General features: G+C 44.8%; 16 protein-coding genes, 1 rRNA gene and 1 riboswitch. Of the genes, 3 read left to right on the plus strand and 14 right to left on the minus strand.

Annotated elements, in window-relative coordinates; all coding sequences use genetic code 11:
- Positions 1 to 9 precede the first annotated feature (9 nt).
- Positions 10 to 1,728: an adenine deaminase C-terminal domain-containing protein gene (locus ACFPZG_RS13650; RefSeq protein WP_317941001.1), complete on the minus strand. Its 1,719-nt coding sequence runs from the start codon at positions 1,726 to 1,728 to the stop codon at positions 10 to 12.
- 196 nt (positions 1,729 to 1,924) lie between these two features.
- Here ACFPZG_RS13650 and ACFPZG_RS13655 point away from each other — a divergent pair, with 196 nt between their 5' ends.
- From ACFPZG_RS13655 to ACFPZG_RS13665, 3 genes are read left to right on the plus strand one after another with little or no spacing between them, the layout of a single operon-like run.
- Entirely contained in the window at positions 1,925 to 3,298 is a 1,374-nt protein-coding gene (locus ACFPZG_RS13655) for a spore germination protein (protein ID WP_283733995.1), read from the plus strand.
- Positions 3,295 to 4,413 carry a GerAB/ArcD/ProY family transporter gene (locus tag ACFPZG_RS13660; RefSeq protein WP_317941002.1) on the plus strand — a complete coding sequence of 373 codons (1,119 nt, stop codon included), beginning with the start codon at positions 3,295 to 3,297 and terminating at the stop codon, positions 4,411 to 4,413. Before ACFPZG_RS13655 ends, ACFPZG_RS13660 begins: the two co-directional genes overlap by 4 nt.
- Complete coding sequence (locus tag ACFPZG_RS13665) at positions 4,392 to 5,510, plus strand: Ger(x)C family spore germination protein (RefSeq protein WP_317941004.1); 1,119 nt, start codon at positions 4,392 to 4,394, stop codon at positions 5,508 to 5,510. The genes ACFPZG_RS13660 and ACFPZG_RS13665 overlap by 22 nt, the downstream gene beginning before the upstream one ends.
- Positions 5,511 to 5,607: 97 nt before the next feature.
- Here the strand turns inward: ACFPZG_RS13665 and purD are convergent, their stop codons facing one another.
- The 13 genes from purD to rrf all read right to left on the minus strand — a co-directional run bounded on the left by purD (position 5,608) and on the right by rrf (position 18,052).
- Entirely contained in the window at positions 5,608 to 6,867 is a 1,260-nt protein-coding gene (gene purD, locus ACFPZG_RS13670; protein WP_317941005.1) for a phosphoribosylamine--glycine ligase, read from the minus strand.
- An 18-nt stretch (positions 6,868 to 6,885) separates the two neighbouring features.
- A complete protein-coding gene (gene purH, locus ACFPZG_RS13675; RefSeq protein ID WP_317941006.1) occupies positions 6,886 to 8,421 on the minus strand; it encodes a bifunctional phosphoribosylaminoimidazolecarboxamide formyltransferase/IMP cyclohydrolase in 1,536 nt (511 codons plus the stop codon).
- Between the two features lie 44 nt (positions 8,422 to 8,465).
- A complete protein-coding gene (gene purN / locus ACFPZG_RS13680; RefSeq protein ID WP_283733989.1) occupies positions 8,466 to 9,056 on the minus strand; it encodes a phosphoribosylglycinamide formyltransferase in 591 nt (196 codons plus the stop codon).
- Entirely contained in the window at positions 9,053 to 10,111 is a 1,059-nt protein-coding gene (gene purM, locus ACFPZG_RS13685) for a phosphoribosylformylglycinamidine cyclo-ligase (RefSeq protein WP_317941007.1), read from the minus strand. Before purM ends, purN begins: the two co-directional genes overlap by 4 nt.
- A 119-nt stretch (positions 10,112 to 10,230) precedes the next feature.
- Positions 10,231 to 11,658 carry an amidophosphoribosyltransferase gene (purF, locus tag ACFPZG_RS13690; protein ID WP_317941008.1) on the minus strand — a complete coding sequence of 476 codons (1,428 nt, stop codon included), beginning with the start codon at positions 11,656 to 11,658 and terminating at the stop codon, positions 10,231 to 10,233.
- Complete coding sequence (purL, locus tag ACFPZG_RS13695; RefSeq protein ID WP_317941009.1) at positions 11,634 to 13,865, minus strand: phosphoribosylformylglycinamidine synthase subunit PurL; 2,232 nt, start codon at positions 13,863 to 13,865, stop codon at positions 11,634 to 11,636. The genes purF and purL overlap by 25 nt, the downstream gene beginning before the upstream one ends.
- The gene (gene purQ, locus ACFPZG_RS13700) at positions 13,849 to 14,535 is read right to left on the minus strand and encodes a phosphoribosylformylglycinamidine synthase subunit PurQ (protein WP_317941011.1); all 687 of its coding nucleotides are present in this window, start codon (positions 14,533 to 14,535) and stop codon (positions 13,849 to 13,851) included. The genes purL and purQ overlap by 17 nt, the downstream gene beginning before the upstream one ends.
- Positions 14,532 to 14,786 (minus strand): phosphoribosylformylglycinamidine synthase subunit PurS, encoded by a 255-nt coding sequence (purS, locus tag ACFPZG_RS13705; RefSeq protein ID WP_317941012.1) that lies wholly within the window; start codon positions 14,784 to 14,786, stop codon positions 14,532 to 14,534. The genes purQ and purS overlap by 4 nt, the downstream gene beginning before the upstream one ends.
- Positions 14,787 to 14,826: 40 nt before the next feature.
- Positions 14,827 to 15,945 carry a 5-(carboxyamino)imidazole ribonucleotide synthase gene (purK, locus tag ACFPZG_RS13710; RefSeq protein ID WP_283733988.1) on the minus strand — a complete coding sequence of 373 codons (1,119 nt, stop codon included), beginning with the start codon at positions 15,943 to 15,945 and terminating at the stop codon, positions 14,827 to 14,829.
- Positions 15,942 to 16,430: a 5-(carboxyamino)imidazole ribonucleotide mutase gene (gene purE / locus ACFPZG_RS13715; protein ID WP_317941013.1), complete on the minus strand. Its 489-nt coding sequence runs from the start codon at positions 16,428 to 16,430 to the stop codon at positions 15,942 to 15,944. Before purE ends, purK begins: the two co-directional genes overlap by 4 nt.
- A gap of 150 nt (positions 16,431 to 16,580) precedes the next feature.
- A riboswitch (purine riboswitch) is annotated at positions 16,581 to 16,680 on the minus strand.
- Between the two features lie 85 nt (positions 16,681 to 16,765).
- Positions 16,766 to 16,957, minus strand: coding sequence for an NETI motif-containing protein (locus ACFPZG_RS13720; protein ID WP_283733987.1), 192 nt, complete (start codon positions 16,955 to 16,957; stop codon positions 16,766 to 16,768).
- The gene (locus tag ACFPZG_RS13725; RefSeq protein ID WP_283733986.1) at positions 16,954 to 17,481 is read right to left on the minus strand and encodes a DUF2179 domain-containing protein; all 528 of its coding nucleotides are present in this window, start codon (positions 17,479 to 17,481) and stop codon (positions 16,954 to 16,956) included. The genes ACFPZG_RS13720 and ACFPZG_RS13725 overlap by 4 nt, the downstream gene beginning before the upstream one ends.
- A 455-nt stretch (positions 17,482 to 17,936) precedes the next feature.
- Positions 17,937 to 18,052, minus strand: a 5S ribosomal RNA gene (gene rrf / locus ACFPZG_RS13730).
- Positions 18,053 to 18,193 lie beyond the last annotated feature (141 nt).

Genomic DNA, 18,193 nt, shown 5'->3' on the forward strand with positions numbered 1-18,193 from the left:
TACTTCCTCCTATCTTTCCTTCGATGGAATGATTACTTCGTTCTTCATGACATTATAAAGCCCTATTTGAGTTGCCCGTACATATGGCAAATGTGTTGATTGTAAAAATAAGAAGGTATAAACGGCATCACCATGTTTATATCCCCGTTCCAAGAGTGCTTTTTTCAATTTCAGTTCCTGTTCAATTAGTACTTCGACGTTTTCCGCTGACAATCCTCCACTGATTGGAAGTGGGATTGACGCTGCAATCTTTCCGTCTTCATGCAACACCATTCCGCCCCGCATCTGTTTCATTTCACGGAATGCACGGAACATTTCTCGCTTATCTTTTCCAATCAAAATGATATCCCCTGTATTCGAATAGGAGGAAGCAAATCCTTGAACATGATCTGCGAATCCTTTAATAACCGTATTGACTCGCCACTTTCCATTCCGATCGATGAGCATAAGGAAGCTCTCGTCGTGTTCATCTGACAATCTGTCCACCGAAAGGTCAATTGTCACTTCATATGGTTTTGTAATGACGTCATTCACCATGTTAATACCTACTGAATGACTAAATTCGAAATCCTTTTCGCCTAAGTCGAAGTCCAATTTGAAATCTGGAATCGCAGACCAATCGACATTCTCGAATGACTCAGTAGGTTCATTGTTACGCTTCAGCCACTTGCCTTTAGAGAGAACGTCAGTTGGAACCGGGTTCTTGTCCTCCTTTAGGAAATTGAGCGTCGCATATCTTCCCGTCGCAATCACACCATGCAAATCGGTGATATCATAATAGCGCGCGATATTATAGGAAGCCATTAAATAAGCATCGATTGGGTTAACGCCAGCGTCGAGCGCTACTTGAATGCATTTATCCATGACACCATCCATGTGGAATGAAGGTGTCGAGCCATCCGTTGTCATCATGAGATGATCGAACACATCATGACCCTTTTCAAGGATCCCATTTAAAAGTTGCGGCAAATCCGGGCGAATGGATGAATGGCGAAGCGTCACCGCAAACCCTTGCTGCAGGCGAGCTTCAACCTCCTCAACAGTCATCGCTTCGTGATCACCATCGACGCCTAAAAGTTTCATCCTCGCAAGCGTTCTTTCTGAGGACCCTGGGAAATGTCCTTCGATTTTTTTTCCGGCTTTTTTTGCCGCAATAAGTGAAGCGGTTATATCCGGATCACCATTCATGAGACGTGGCCATCCCGTCAATTCACCGCCCATTAAGACATCATCACGTTTCAACCATTCGGCGATTCTCTCCTGGTTGAACACTTCCTTTTCATCTTGTAAAACTGTTTGCGAATCAAATCTCGCCCACCAGTAGAATGAGAATGGCAGTTCGCGCAACTGTTCAAGCACTTTGAAAGCTTTTTCATTGCCTAAGAGCAAGAAAAACGTCAAATTATCCGATAGGAACGTCGTCGTTCCAAGTCGCCCCGCATACTCTGCGAATGTTTCTGGATTATATAGCTGGAAAGGATGAACATGCGGTTCGATATAGCCAGGAACGATTTTTTTATTCGTAGCGTCTACGATTTCAGTTCCTTCTGTAATTGCTGGCATCCTGTCACCTGCATAGACAATCCGATCTCCTTTGATCCAAATATTACCCGTCACCCATTTTTTGAAGATGGAATGAAGGTACGTCGCATTTTGAATGATGAGGTCCGGCGCTAATTTTCCGTTGATAACCCCAAGTTGCTGCTGAATTTCACGTTGGTCCCACATTTCAATAAACCCCTTTTGAAGAGAATTCTATATATCTATATATTTTTATCGTAGCATAGCATCCATTTGAAATATAGATGTTTCGCATCATTTGCATGAAATTTCAGTCGTCATGCGTCCGTGTATCATTTCCTTAATTGTGGGGACGCTAAGGGCAAACTTTTTTTCTATGCTCCAGATGAAGGGAGAGTTGGAGATGAATGAAAAGCCAGGAACTACTGGGGCACCCAAAACACCTCCTATAGTGAACACATTGTCTAAAATGTTCAATCCGTCAGGCGACGTCGTTCAAACTCCACTGCAAATGAAAGGTGAATGTGCGTTCCTCTTCTATTTGAGATCAGTGGCTGATGGCGATAAAATCCATCAGACTGTTATCCGGCCTTTTTTTGAAATGGCTTCTGAAGAAAGCTTTACATCCTATATCCATTCCTTGCCAAATCGAACAGATGTGCCCGATAAAGATAAACTGCTTACCAAGATCAGTTCAGGGTGCGTTTTGATTATTATACGTGATCAAACTTTTTTACTTGATATCCGCCTCATCAAGAACAATGAAGTGCAGGATACGACTATTGAGCCGACAGTCCTTGGACCGCAAAAAGGGTTAAGCGAGGACATCGGTACGACCATCAATTTAATTAGGCAACGGTACCATAAATCCTCCTTGAAGGTTGAAGAGATTGTAACGGATGATCAGTCTAAACGTGCCGTCGCTTTACTTTATGACATTGATTTGGTCGATCAGGAAGTTCTAAAAAAATTAAAAGAACAGATTAAAGATCTGCAAACTCCGTTATTACAATCCGCTGGCGAGCTCCAGCATTTCCTTAACAAAAGCAGATGGACGCTCTTTCCAACAACGTTAGTTACCGAACGGCCCGATCGGATCGTCTATAATCTGGTCGGCGGTAAAGTCATCATTGCCATTGATGGGAGTCCGAATGTCATCATTGCTCCCGTTATCTTTTTCGACTTCATGTCATCGATGGAAGACAATTACCACGTCTCTCTCTTATCAACGATGACGATACTATTAAGATATATAGGTTTGTTCATATGTATTTTACTTCCCGGTTTATATGTGGCAATGACATCCTATAACCCGAATATCCTTCGAATCGAACTTGCCCTTACAGTTGCGGGTAGCAGGATTGGTGTTCCGTATCCATCATTCATTGAAGTCTTTTTCATGCTCCTATTCATGGAATTGTTGACGGAGGCGAGCATGCGGCTGCCGAAAGCCGTCAGTGGGACTGCAACTACCGTCGGCGGACTAATCTTAGGGACGGCGGCAACAGAAGCAGCTCTCACGTCTACAATTATGATCATTATCATTTCTGCAATGGCGATTGCCACATTCGTCATTCCTGTCAACGAAATGAGTTTTACGATGCGGGTCGTTCGTGTATTATTACTAATTTACAGTTCCTTATTCGGAATGGTCGGTCTGCTGATCGGCTTTCTGGGAATTATTATGCTATTGGTTAATAAAGAAAGTTTGGGCGTACCTTATTTGCGAATTCCTTGGATTGGTAAAAACGATGAATTGAAGGCGGGCAATAAATGAGCCGGTTCATATTCTACTTAATTTTGATTAATATGATGACGAGTATGGTTTCCTTAACACCAAGAATTCTAATCTCTGGAAGCGGTAGTGGGACAATTCTTTCGTTAGTTCTCGCACTGATTATAGGGATTGTAATGACGTATATTCTTGTAAGTCTATTCAGTCACTTCCCGGGACTTGGCTTGCCCGAAATCTTGGAAGCGTATGCTCCTAAATGGTTTGCAAAACCGATCCTCCTTTTTTTCGGGCTAGCCTGGTATACCGCTGGTCTATTTACACTTACTATTTATACAATTATCATTATTAGGTTTCTGACTCCTGCTATGTCGCTTTATACGATTGTGTTGACGTTTGTAATTGTTGTCACATTTGGCGTATTCATGAAAGCACATAACATCTTATATATGAGTGAAATTATTTTTGTCGTTGTTGTCCCTTTTATTGTATTTATTCAAATGAAAGGGTATTTTAGTCGCGATCTAAACTGGGATTATGTGCGTGTCGCACTTATGGAAATTAATCATCTACCGGATTACGGAGCTTTTACGTCTTCCCTCTTTATAGTCGTAGGGACCGCGAACTTAGTCATTTTTAATCGGGTTTTCACGCAACTGAAAAAGCCGACAGGCAAAGGAATAACCCTTCTCGGATTCTTCTTAGCATATGTCCTTGCGACGACTTATTTCCTTCCGATTGGCTTCACGGGGTACGACGCCATAAAGAATACTATGTTTCCATGGATTATGACGAGTGATTCAATACGGATGAAATTCGGGGTCATCGAACGAATCGTCTTTCTATTCATTGGCTCTTTTTTGGCGCTTGGTGTCGTTAGTATCATCATGCATTGGCATGTTTCCATCCAGTTGCTTTCGAGTGTTCTTTATTCTGAACGGTTCAAATGGAAATCTTTCAATTTAACTTCTCCATTATTGATCGTCATATTTTGGGCTGTTGCGATGACCGTAGTAGTAAAGATTACGACAGATGGCCTATTCAAGTATGTCTCGATGTTTGACAACTACTTCACCCCAGCCTTGCTCACTTTGCTAATCTTTTGTCTACTTTCGGCACGAAAAGGAGCTGCATCCAAATGGCGGAAAAGCAAAAAATAATAAAAGGGGGCATTGCAGCTGTCCTTTTTCTTATGGTGCTTCTACAAGCGGGATGTGCATTCAAAGACATCGACAAAAGGATCTTCGTCGTAGGAATCGGGATTGATCCTTCTGAAAAGGTAAAAGACGGGTACAGAGTGACATTGAAATTGGCAAAACCAATCGGAAATGTCAAACAGGCAACAACTCCCACCTACGCTTATTTATCACATGATGCCGATTCAATTGCGTTAGCCGTAGCTGAAATGGAAACACGCACCGACAAACTATTGGACTTAACGCATAACCGGATCATTATTTTGAACAAAGAATTACTTAGTAAGGATTTGGCTTCATTCATGGACTTTTTCACAAGGCGCGGAGATATTCAGATGATTTGCTTCGTCGCTGTTGCCGCAAACACGTCAGAAAAAGTCCTTTCCTTCGAACCGGCAATTGAAGCACCTGCATCGATTTCTTTATATAATTTTTTTGACAATACGGGTACAGAAAGCCCCAACATCTTGACGACATTTCTATTTGAATTCCGACGGGAAGTGTTAGGTAAAGGGATTGATGCCGTTTTGCCGATCATCGATATTGACGAGGAAAATCAGGAATTTAAAGTCGAAAAATCGATTGTTATTAAACGGGGAGAAGAACCCATGGAATTGACGTCCGAAGAAACAAAGTATTTCAACTCAATTGCGAACAGCGCTTCCGGATTCAGTTATAATGTTAAGGAAGTAAATCACTCCTTCGTATTAAAAATCTATGAAGTGAGAGTTAAATATAAACTTATCCTGAACGAGGGTGAGCCTCGGATCGATATGAAAATCACAACAGTAGGTTACATCGGCGAATCCAAGCACCGTTTGAACGGCATGAATTTAGGGAAATACGATAAATTAGCAGCTGAACATATAAAAAAGCAAACCGTGGAATTATTGACAAAATTCCAAGAAAAAAATGTTGATCCGTTCGGGTTTGGCTTGCGATATCGGGCGACAAGATTATCGCATAAGGATACGATGGATGAATGGAATCGGATTTATCCTGACATCAAATTTAACGTCACAGTGAAGGTCAAGTTAAAGGGCACCGGTGCAGTTGAGTAATATTAAAAACCGAAAGCCGTTACGAAGAACGGCTTGCACAAGCGAAGCAAGTCTAATCGAAAGAAACAGACCACACATCAATATGTGTGGTCTGTTTTTATTTACTTTGTAATGTGCGCCAGCCGATATCTGTACGATAGAAGAAACCATTCCATTCGACTTGATTCAATCCGTCATACACTTTTGCTTGCGCCTCTTTCAAGGTTCCGGCTTTTGCAGTAACTAAAAGGACGCGGCCGCCATTGCCGATGAAATGATTTCCTTGCGCTTTTGTGCCTGCGTGGAAAACGTCAAGCCCTTTTAGTAGTGCAAGATTAGGCAATTTTGCTCCATTAACGACATCCCCCGGATAGCCGTCCGATGCCAACACTACGCCGAGCATTGCTTCTTCATGCCATTCCAATAAAAACGGCTTTTCATTCATAAGTGCCATCATGAATTCACCGAAATCGGATGCCATCCTTGGCAGGACGACCTGTGTCTCAGGATCGCCGAAACGGGCGTTGAACTCGATCACTTTCGGGCCTTCATTCGTCAAGATGAGTCCTGCGTAAAGAATTCCAGTGAACGAAACGCCTTCCTCCGTCATCGCGCGCACGGTCGGAACGACGACCTTCTCGTATGCCTCTATAATGACAGCCTCGGGAATTTGAGGTACAGGGGAGTATGCACCCATACCGCCCGTGTTCGGCCCTTTATCGCCGTCATACGCGCGCTTATGATCCTGCGCGATGACCATTGGGTAGATTTGCCCTTCATGCACAAATGACATATACGAGAACTCTTCCCCGTCAAGGAATTCCTCGATGACTACGCGGGATGAGGAATCACCGAACCGTTGATTGCCAATCATATCGTCAACCGCTTCGATTGCTTCTTCGATAGTCATTGCGACAATGACGCCTTTCCCTGCAGCGAGCCCATCTGCCTTTACGACGATTGGTGCACCTTGCTGCTGGATGAACGCCTTCGCTTCATCTGCATCCGTGAACGTCCCATAAGCCGCCGTTGGGATACCGTACTTTTTCATCAGATCCTTCGCAAAGGACTTGCTGCCTTCAATTTGAGCGGCAGCCTTTGTCGGCCCAAAAATCCTAAGCCCTTGTTCTGTGAAGTAGTCGACAATACCCTCCGCCAATGGCTGTTCAGGTCCGACAAATGTCAAGTCGATCTGGCGCTCTTTCGCGAAAGAAGCAAGCGCTATGAAATCGGTTGCCGCAATCTGTACACAGACAGCATCCTTTTCCATGCCGTCATTGCCCGGCGCGACGAACACTTCCGACACCGATGCCGAGTTTTTGAATTGGCGGGCGATTGCGTGCTCCCGGCCTCCACTGCCGATGACAAGTACTTTCATCTGTATCTTCTCCTTCGATCAATGTTTGAAATGACGTACGCCTGTGAACACCATTGCAATGCCGTATTCATTTGCCTTTTTAATAGAATCTTCGTCTTTCACGGATCCACCAGGCTGAATGATTGCTGTAATACCCGCTTTGGCGGCAGCTTCCACAGTATCGTCCATTGGGAAGAACGCGTCCGATGCAAGTGCTGCGCCATTTGCACGTTCGCCTGCTTGCGTTAATGCGATATTCGCAGCTCCGACGCGGTTCATTTGCCCTGCTCCAACGCCAAGCGTTCTTTGTGCATCCGAAACAACAATCGCATTGGATTTCACATGCTTGACGACTGCCCAACCGAGTTTGAGCGCTTCCCATTCCGCTTCTGTCGGTTCACGGTCCGTTGCAATGCGGATGTCTGCATTTTCGAATCCGAATGTATCCGGCTCCTGTATGAGTAAACCACCTTCAACAGATACCGTATTCCAAGAATCCTTTATCTGTTGTCCGAACGGGATTGTCAAAAGTCTGATGTTTTTCTTCTTCGTTAATAATGTGTTTGCTTCCTCCGTGAATGACGGTGCAATAATGATTTCAAGGAAAATTCCAGAAAGCTGTTCAGCTGTTGCCGCATCGACTTCACGATTTAATGCGATGATTCCTCCAAAGATGGAAACCGGGTCGGCTTCGTATGCTTTATTGAAAGCCTCCGAAATCGTATCACCAACACCTACTCCGCAAGGATTCATATGCTTCACAGCGACTGCCGCAGGTTGCTGGAATTCCTTCACGATTTGGATGGCTGCATTGGCATCCTGAATATTATTGTAAGAAAGCTCTTTACCGTGTAATTGCTCCGCATTTGCGATGGAGAAGTCCGATCCAAGCGGACGGCTGTAAAACGCCGCCTTTTGATGCGGGTTTTCCCCGTAGCGTAGTGGCTGTTTTAATTCATATGTAAATGTGATTTGTTCAGGGAATTTTTCTTCTGATAGGTCTGTTAAATAGCCTGAAATGAGTGCATCGTAAGCTGCTGTATGACGGAACACTTTCGCTGCAAGACGACGGCGTGTTGCAAGAGTCGTCTGTCCTTCTTCGTTTAGCTCTTCAAGGACTTGTGCATAGTCAGCCGCGTCAACAATTACGGTAACGTAAGCATGGTTTTTTGCGGACGCACGAAGCATCGCTGGACCGCCAATATCAATGTTTTCGATAGCGTCTTCGACAGAAACGTTAGGTTTGGAAATCGTTTCTTTGAATGGATAAAGATTGACACAAACGATATGGATCGGCTCGATGCCGTGTTCGATCATCTGAGCTTGATGTGTTGGATCGTCTTGTTTTGCAAGGAGACCGCCGTGAATCATCGGATTAAGTGTTTTCACACGACCTTCCATGATTTCAGGGAAGCCCGTCACTTCGTCGACTGCTGTTACTGCGACTCCGTTTTCTTTCAGATGCTTCATCGTCCCGCCTGTTGATAGAATTTCATAATCGAGTTTCTCAAGCGCTTGGGCGAATTCCAATATACCGCTTTTGTCTGAAACACTGAGTAATGCACGTTTTTTCACGAGTGGTTACCTCCGATTTTTATAATAAACTGTTGCAAGTGAATTCAAGCTTTACACTTCATTTCACTGGTGAACAATGACTGTAACGCCTCTTTATAGATGACGTGTTCAACGGCATGTATTGCTTGCGCGGTCATTTCAGGATTACCTTCCACTACCCGGACTGCGGCTTGCGCCAAAATTGGGCCGGTATCCATTCCTTCATCTACAAGATGGACGGTGACCCCGGTCACTTTTACACCGTGTGCAATCGCTTGACCGATAGCGTCCTTACCCGGGAATGACGGCAGCAAAGAGGGATGGATATTGACAATACGTGAAGGATAAGCGTCAAGCAATGTTGGGCCAATCAGCCTCATATAACCTGCCAGCACAATCCATTCAACGCCCGCTTCTTGTAAAATGGCTATAAGGGCTTCTTCAAATTCTCGCTTTGAAGGGAATGCATTCTGCTCCAAAGCGACAGCCCGTATATCCGCTTGCCTCGCCCGTTCTACAACGAAGGAAGCGGGTTTATCAGTCATGACTAGTACGATTTCCGCATCCAATTCCCCTTCACGGCATGCAATCTCAAGTGCAGCAAAATTGCTACCGCTACCGGATGCGAAAATAGCTATCTTTGTTTTACCAGTCATTCTGCAAGACTCCCGTCATGGTCCCCGTTGAATATGACTCCCGTTCCGCGAACGACATGACCAATTTCAAACGCTTCTTCATTGTGCTCAGCCGCAATCTGGATTGCACGCTTCGCCTGATCCGCCGGAAGGGCGATGACAAACCCGATACCCATATTGAAAACGCTATACAGATCTTTATCAGACAGTTCGCCTTTTGCTTTCAGCATTTTGAAAACTGGGAGTACAGGCCATGACCCAAGATTGATCTCCACTCCAAAGCCTTCCCCAAACATTCTTGGAAGATTTTCATAGAAACCTCCACCCGTTATATGGCCCATTGAATGGACGTCAAGTTCTTCGTGAATTTGCATGACTGGCTTTGCATAAATCTTTGTAGGTTCAAGCAATGCCTGTCCTACCTTTCCAAGTTCCTCAAAGCCAGCAATATAGTCGTCAATCGCATATCCTTGATCTTCTAAAACGATTTTTCGAACGAGTGAAAAACCATTTGAATGGATGCCGCTTGAAGAGATTCCGACAAGAACATCCCCTTCAGCCACTTTTTCACCGGTTACGACTTTACTTTTTTCGCAAGCACCTACTGCAAATCCTGCTAAATCATATTCCTCGACATAGTAAAGTCCTGGCATTTCAGCCGTCTCTCCGCCGATCAACGCTGCTCCCGACTGCACGCAACCGTCCGCAATTCCTTTGACAATCGCTTCGACTTTCTCAGGAACGGCCTTGCCAAGTGCGATATAATCCAAGAAGTATAGTGGTTCTGCCCCTTGCGCGACAATATCGTTCACACACATCGCGACGCAGTCGATACCGATTGTGTCATGCTTATCCGCAAGAAACGCCAATTTCAATTTTGTACCGACGCCATCTGTTCCGGAAATTAAAACCGGCTCTTTATAGTTAAGTTCCGAAAGATCGAACATCCCTCCGAAACCGCCAAACGCTCCTGCGACACCCTTACGTGCCGTGCGTGCGACATGTGATTTCATGCGTTCCACCGATTCGTAGCCCGCTTCAATATTGACTCCCGCCTTTTCATACGCCTTTGACATGGAATGTCCTCCTTTGAGAATGAATGTGCTTTTTTTCGTAAATGAATGCAGCTGTTTTAAAATAAATGAGTAATAAGAACTTTCCCGAAGCAAACGAGAATTTAGCGCGCACTCACTTCTTATCGCGAAAGTTCTTTTTCATGCGGCAATACTGTGTCCGCATAAATCTCCGTCGGGTATTCGCCTGTAAAACAAGCGAGGCATTGTCCGCAGTTCTTCATTTCAGGAGATCTACCGATTGCCTTTAACATTCCTTCCGCTGAAAGGAACGTCAGCGAATCAGCAGCAATCAAGTCACGGACTTCCTCGACAGAACGCCCGGTTGCTATCAAGTCCGAATCCGTACTGATGTCTACGCCATAAAAGCAAGGACTGACCAATGGAGGTGCTGCAATAACGACATGTACTTCCGTTGCCCCTGCATCCCTTAACATTTTGACAATCCGTTTCGACGTCGTCCCTCGGACTATCGAATCATCCACCATGACGACTCGTTTTCCTGCGACAACTTGTTGTACCGGCGAAAGCTTTAGCTTTACGCCTCTCTCACGCATCGCCTGTGTCGGTTGGATGAATGTTCTGCCGACATATCTATTTTTAATCAATCCTAATTCATAAGGAATTCCGCTTTCCTCGGAGAATCCGATAGCCGCCGAAATACTTGAATCGGGAACGCCCGTAACGACGTCCGCTTCGATCTGAACTTCCTTTGCGAGTTGTTTCCCACATCGTTTCCGTGCCATATGGATATTAATGCCGTCGATATCTGAATCGGGTCTCGAAAAATAGACATATTCCATTGAACACATCGCACGATCTCCCGCCTCGGCAAATCGATCAGATTGCAAGCCTTTATTATTAATAATGATCAATTCACCAGGCTCTACCGACCGAATCGTTTCTGCGCCAATCAAATCAAACGCACAAGTCTCGGATGCAACTACCCACGCATCTCCCAACTTCCCGAGAGATAGCGGCCGCATTGCATTTGGATCCTGTGCGACCATTAGCCCTTCTTCCGTCAACAATACGAATGCGAAGGCTCCTTTTAACATCGAAAGCGCCTTTTTCACACGATCCCGCTGTGTTAACGCTCCTCCGGCACTCTTTTTGATTAAATGCGCCAGCACTTCCGTATCGGAAGTCGTTTGAAAAATGCTCCCTTGCTTTTCGAGGCTTTCTTTTAATTCCTGCGCATTGATCAAGTTCCCGTTATGCGCAATCGCCATGCTGCCCGTCGTAGAACGGAAGACGAGCGGCTGCACATTCTCCGCTCCCCTTCCATCTTCAGTCGTGTACCTAACTTGCCCAATTGCGCTATTACCTGTCAATCCTTTAAGTGAGTCACCGGAAAACACTTCATTAACAAGGCCTTCGCCTTTCTTCACTAACAACCCTTTACCATTCTTCGTCGCAATCCCGGCACCTTCCTGCCCGCGATGCTGTAACGCATGCAAGCCGTAATACGTGAGTTGTGACGCCTCTTCATGGCCCCAAATGCCGAATACGCCACATTCCTCGTTTAGGCCTCTGAGTTCAGCAAGCATGGAATTGCCCCTTTCCAAGCAGAACGGAATTCTTCCACCGTCCCGTCAATTAAAACAGTATTGTTATCGCCTTTTATGACGATTTTCTCTTCATTTGTAACCGTACCGATTTTCACTGCATCTTGTACAAGTGCATCAAAAGCAGTCGTAAGCTCTTCTTTTACTGTTACAAGGAACCGAGATTGTGTTTCGCTGAATAAAGCAGTTACCGCTGAACCTGAAATAGTCACTTCAGCACCAAGTCCATCTGCATCGAACGCCTTCTCACAAAGAGCAATTGCAAAGCCACCTTCAGACAAGTCTGTAGCCGATTGGACTAACTTGCTTTGAATCGCTTTTAGCAATGCTTTTTGGCGTGCAGATTCCACTTCAAGATCAATAGCAGGAACCTTACCGAAAATCTTGCCTTCCACCATTTGCTGAAGCTCGCTACCACCAAATTCAGTTGCCGTCTCACCAATCAAATAAATTGCGTCGCCTGCTTGCTTGAACTCAGTTGTCGTCACTTGCTGAAGATCATGAACGATTCCGACCAAGCCCATTGTCGGCGTTGGGTAAACTGGTACGCCATTCACTTCATTCGACATCGATACGTTACCTCCGATAATTGGCGCATTCAATGTACGACAAGCTTCAGAAATGCCATCTGCGGATTTCTCAATTTGCCAGAATACTTCCGGCTTATCCGGGCTGCCGAAATTTAGGCAATCTGTCGCTGCAATTGGCTCTGCACCTGAGCAGACAAGATTCCGTGCTCCTTCAGCAACAGCAATCTTTCCGCCCGTTTCCGGGTCAAGATAGATATAGCGTGAGTTGCAATCTGCCGTCATCGCAAGTCCCTTATTCGTTCCTTGCACACGGATGACTCCTGCAGAAGAACCTGGTGCAACGACTGTATTTGAGCGTGCTTGGGAATCGAATTGATTATAAACCCATTCCTTCGAAGCAATCGTTGGACGCTGCAACAATGCCGTCAACGTCGCTTTTAAATCTTCGACTGCCGGTTCAGTATTCTCGATTCGCTGGAACTCACGGAAATACGCAGGCTCCTCGGAAACTTTATGATAAACCGGTGCATCTTCAGCAAGGATATCCGCTGAAATTTCCGCTACAACCTCACCTTTATGAACAAGACGAAGCATTTTATCGTCTGTTACTTTACCGATTGCTACCGCTTCAAGACCATACTTCTTACATAGATCGATGATTTCATCTTCACGGCCATGCTTTACAACAACAAGCATGCGCTCCTGTGATTCGGAAAGCATCATTTCATAAGCTGTCATTCCTTCTTCACGTTGCGGAACAAGATCCAAATTTAATTCCACGCCATATCCCGCTTTCGAAGCCATTTCCGCTGAAGATGAAGTAAGACCAGCGGCACCCATGTCTTGGATTCCGATTAACGCATCAGATTTAACAAGCTCAAGACATGCTTCCATCAGCAACTTTTCAAGATAAGGATCTCCCGCCTGCATTACTGGAAGTTCCGCTTCTTTCTCAACAGCAACCTCGGACGAAGACATCGTCGCACCATGGATTCCATCACGCCCCGTTTTCGCACCGACATACAATACTGTATTGCCGACACCAGAAGCGATACCTTTCTGGATATCCTCATGATTCAATAAACCAACAGCCATCGCATTGACAAGCGGGCGCTTCGAATAGCTATTATCAAACTGCACTTCCCCAGCCACTGTCGGAATCCCGATTGTATTCCCATAGCTTGCAATCCCCGCAACCGCCTGTTCAAATAAATAACGATCACGTGCATCAGACAAATCACCGAAACGCATCGAGTTGACGAGTGCAACCGGACGGGCACCCATCGAGAAAACGTCACGAATGATTCCGCCAGCACCAGTCGCTGCGCCGATGAATGGCTCGATTGCTGAAGGGGAGTTATGCGATTCCATTTTGAATACTGCCGCCTGATTATCCCCGATATCGACGATTCCTGCACCTTCCCCAGGACCTTGCAAGACACGTGCCCCTTCTGTCGGGAATTTGCGCAATACCGGCTTCGAGCTTTTATATGAACAATGCTCAGACCACATAGCAGAGAACAAACCTGTTTCCGTGTAATTTGGAAGACGTCCAATCATGCCAACCGCACGTTCGAACTCCTCATCGGTCATCCCCATTTGAAGGTATAATTTTTCATCTTTGATTTGCTGAGCTGTAGGTTCATGCATGGCTGACATTGTTCTCACTCCAGTTCTTCAAGATTGATTGGAATAAAGGCAATCCGTCCGTTCCACCGATAATTTCTTCGACCGCCCGTTCAGGTAGCGGCATCATCCCAAGGACATTGCCTCTTTCATTCAACACACCGGCAATTTCTTCCACACTGCCATCCGCATTTCCATCTTCATATGTAAATACAATTCTGTTCGTCTCTTTTAAGAGTTGGGCAGTATCCGAGTCAACATAATAATTGCCATACTCATGGGCAAATGGAATTGTAAGTAACTGACCTTGTTCATAGTTGCTTGTGAAATAGGTCGAAGCATTTTGAACAGTAAGCTTCGCTTTACCGCTTCTGAATTTTAAGCCTTTATTCCGTAAGAATGCGCCTGGTAGGATACCCGCCTCAACAAGGATTTGGAAGCCATTTCCTACACCAAGCACTAATTTCCCGGAATCAGCAAAAGCTTTTAAACTCGCAATCGACTTAGAGCTTTGTGCAAGCGCACCTGGGCGTAAATAATCTCCATAAGAAGCTCCAGTCGGTATCAATACAGCATCGTAATTTTCCAAAACAGCATCCGTGTGGCTGACGATTTCAGCACCCTCACCGATAACATCTCTCACTGCACGCAACATATCCACGTCACAACTGGATCCGGGAAAACTTAAAATGGCGAACCTCATTTACCCGCAACCTCCCCGATTTCAAAGCTATAGTTCTCAATCACTTTATTGACAAGAAGCTTATCGCACATTTCCGTCACACGTGTTTCGATTTCAGCGGCTGTTCCCGCAAGTTCAAGTTCAATCAGCCTTCCAATACGTACGCTTTCCACTTCGTCAAACCCCATCGTTTGTAGTGCCTCCTGTGCAGCAATGCCTTGTGGATCTACAACACTTTCGCGTAATGTTACGTAAACTTTAACTTTTGTCATTTTGGTTTCCTCCCAATTGAAATCGCATTAATTTGATTGATTAAGCCCAAATGCCTGTAGAATCTATATCTTGTAACGTTTTCTCAATATCATCTGTCATGATTGTGACATGCCCCATCTTACGTTTTTCCTTCGCTTCCGCTTTTCCATAAAGATGAACGGACCAATCCGGATAGTTCACGATAACTTTTTTAAGGGGAGCCACATGTTCACCTAATACATTCACCATAATGGACGGTGCCCATAGCTTCGGCTTTCGAAGCGGCCAACCGCAAACTGCGCGGACATGCTGATGGAACTGTGAAACATTACATGCCTCAATCGAGTAATGCCCTGAATTATGCGGCCGTGGTGCCAGTTCGTTGATAATGATTTCATCATTTTCGAGTACAAACATTTCTACCGCCAATGTTCCTACAAGCTCAAGGTGGTCAGCAATCTGCTTCGCCGCCTCTTCAGCTTTTCCAATTACTTTGGAACTCACCCTTGCCGGTACAATTGATTCATGTAAAATATGATGTTTATGAATGTTTTCAGCGATTGGCAGGCAGTACGACTCCCCTTCCGGATTCCGTTGAATGATGACTGAAATCTCTTTAGTGAATGGAACGAAAGCTTCCGCTATGCATGTTGAATGTTCGAATAGACTTTCCGCCTCTTTAATATCTTCTAGTGAATTAAGCTTTACTTGCCCTTTTCCATCATATCCGCCGAAAGCGGTTTTAACGATGCAAGGAAAACCAACTGTATTTATTTTCCCTTTTAACTCTTCAAACGTTTCAGCCGTCACATAGTTAGCTACAGGAGCGCCTGACGCCTTAATTTCCGCCTTTTCCGTTGCCCTATTTTGGGTGATTCTTACAAGCTCAGCCCCTTGTGGCACATAAGCGATTTCGCTAAGACGTTTAAGGCCAACATAATCAATATTCTCGAACTCGTACGTAATTACATCACTTACTTCGCCAAGCTCTTCAAGTGCCGTCTCATCATTATAAGAAGCGACTATCCGGATATCGGCGATCTGTCCGCAAGGCGAATCCATCGTAGGGTCAAGTACAGCTATTCGAAAACCCGCTTCTTTCGCTGCAAGTCCCATCATCCTGCCTAACTGTCCCCCACCAATGATTCCAATTGTCTGGCCTGGTAAGATTGTCTTCATTCCAATTCACCGCTGCTTTCCAATGCCGCTTCGCGCATATTATCTCGACGTTCTTGGAGTCTCGCCTGTAGTTCCGTATCATGCACCGCCAAAAACTGGGCAGCAAGTAGTCCTGCATTCGTTGCCCCTGCTTTGCCAATTGACACAGTTGCGACTGGAACACCACCAGGCATCTGGACAATTGATAACAATGAGTCCATTCCGTTCAGTGCTTTGGATTGAACAGGAACGCCGATGACCGGCAAAAGAGTCTTCGAAGCAACCATCCCCGGAAGATGGGCAGCTCCGCCTGCTCCCGCGATAATGACTTCTATTCCTCTATATTGCGCCTGTTCCGCATACTCAAACATATAATCCGGTGTGCGGTGTGCTGAGACCACTTTCTTTTCATATAGCACATTCAGTTCATCCAAAATATCGCAAGAATGCTTCATCGTTTCCCAATCACTTTTACTTCCCATGATGACGCCAATTTTCGGTTCCACAGACAATTCTCTCCTTCTTTTCAATAAAATAAAAAAATCCTTGAATAAACTATTTTCCACATACATGGAAAGCAGTTCATTCAAGGATAATGTTCAAATGGCATAAGGATGAATGTACACATTTTAAAATGGCACATCTTTCGCCAAATCCTTAAATTCGCTTTCCCGCATAGTCCAGACATTACGGTGTCCTGGTAGAAACGCTGAAGCCAATTCTTCAGCATATATGTGGGTCTTCTATTACTATCTTTATAATATCAACTGAAAGTAGCCACGTCAATAAAAAATACGAACGATAAATAATTCCATTTATTCATCGTTCGTATTTTAGACAATTATTCACTTAAAATCCCTTTGAATTTAATAATTTGACGGATTGGGACATACTCTCCAGCCTCTTCCTTAAAAACTGGTTCTTCCTTTCGACCAGCCACGGAATAGCCGGCAGCTGATAGACGTTGCAGGCATTCAGCAACTGTCTCGCCCTCTTCAACTTCAAACCAAACCGTTTTCTTCTTTGAACTCATTTAAACAATTTTCCTCTCTTAACAGACTTCACCCAAAATCCACCATGAATCGTCTTTGGCTCATATGAAATAATGAATGCTTTCGGATCGAGCTGTTTGATTGTATCATAAAGTTTCAATTCATCTTTTCGCGGTGTTAAAATCTGCATGGCAGAACGTCTGCCTTCCAAACCATTCGCAGACCAATCCGTCACACCATACCCTTTTTCACGTAATAATTTTGGCATTTCATAATCCACATCTGCAGTGATCACATTAACGGTAATATAACCAAGGGCAAGTTTTTCCTCAATCTTCGAACCAATAATAACACCAATCCCGTAACCGACCGCATATGCAATGATATTTTGTATTTCATTCAGATTATCTAACACTAAGCCAAGGCCGACAATGTAGATAACGACCTCAACCATACTTACAACAGCCGCAATATACCGATATCCTTTCAGAGTAAGAATCATTCGGACCGTAAAGAAAGTCACATATACGATGTTAATTGCAAAAATGATAAGAACCATAGTCATTATACGTCAACCCCCTTCTTCTAGGATGACCTTCATCTTAACGCTCAATACAGGAGAATTCAAGAAATTAATAGTGGAGGACTATGAAGGATGTGGATAATCGGAGGTGTTTTGGACAGGGATGGGATGCTTGAGCGTTGGGGGCCGATTCGTGAGCGTGGGGGATGAATTCTTGAGCACGGCAATGGATTCTTGAGCGCGGCGTTGCATTCTTGAGCGCAGCGTTGCATTCTTGAGCGCGGCGATGCATTTTTGAGCGCGCGGGAAAACGATTTAGTTTGTCAAAAGCATTTGACGCGCCAATTAAATGGTTTTGTACATAATAAATAACCACTAGCGCGGTCCAAACCTAAAAATGCAAGAATTCAAATTCGTGCTGAATGCTTTTAACAATCAAAAACCCTATTTACTATTATTGAACACAAAAAAACCACCCCCCAAAGGGGATGGCCTTTGCCCGGCGACGTCCTACTCTCACAGGGGGAAGCCCCCTACTACCATCGGCGCTGAAGAGCTTAACTTCCGTGTTCGGGATGGGAACGGGTGTGACCTCTTCGCCTTCGTCACCAGACTATGTAAGAACGATACTTGTTCGTTCAAAACCGGATAAAAGAGACATTGTTGCTACTTCAAGTTCAACCGTACTTTATAACTTAAGGTTAAGTCCTCGATCGATTAGTATCCGTCAGCTGCACGTGTCGCCACGCTTCCA

It is taken from the genome of Sporosarcina thermotolerans, assembly GCF_042658975.1.
Lineage (GTDB): Bacteria > Bacillota > Bacilli > Bacillales_A > Planococcaceae > Sporosarcina > Sporosarcina thermotolerans.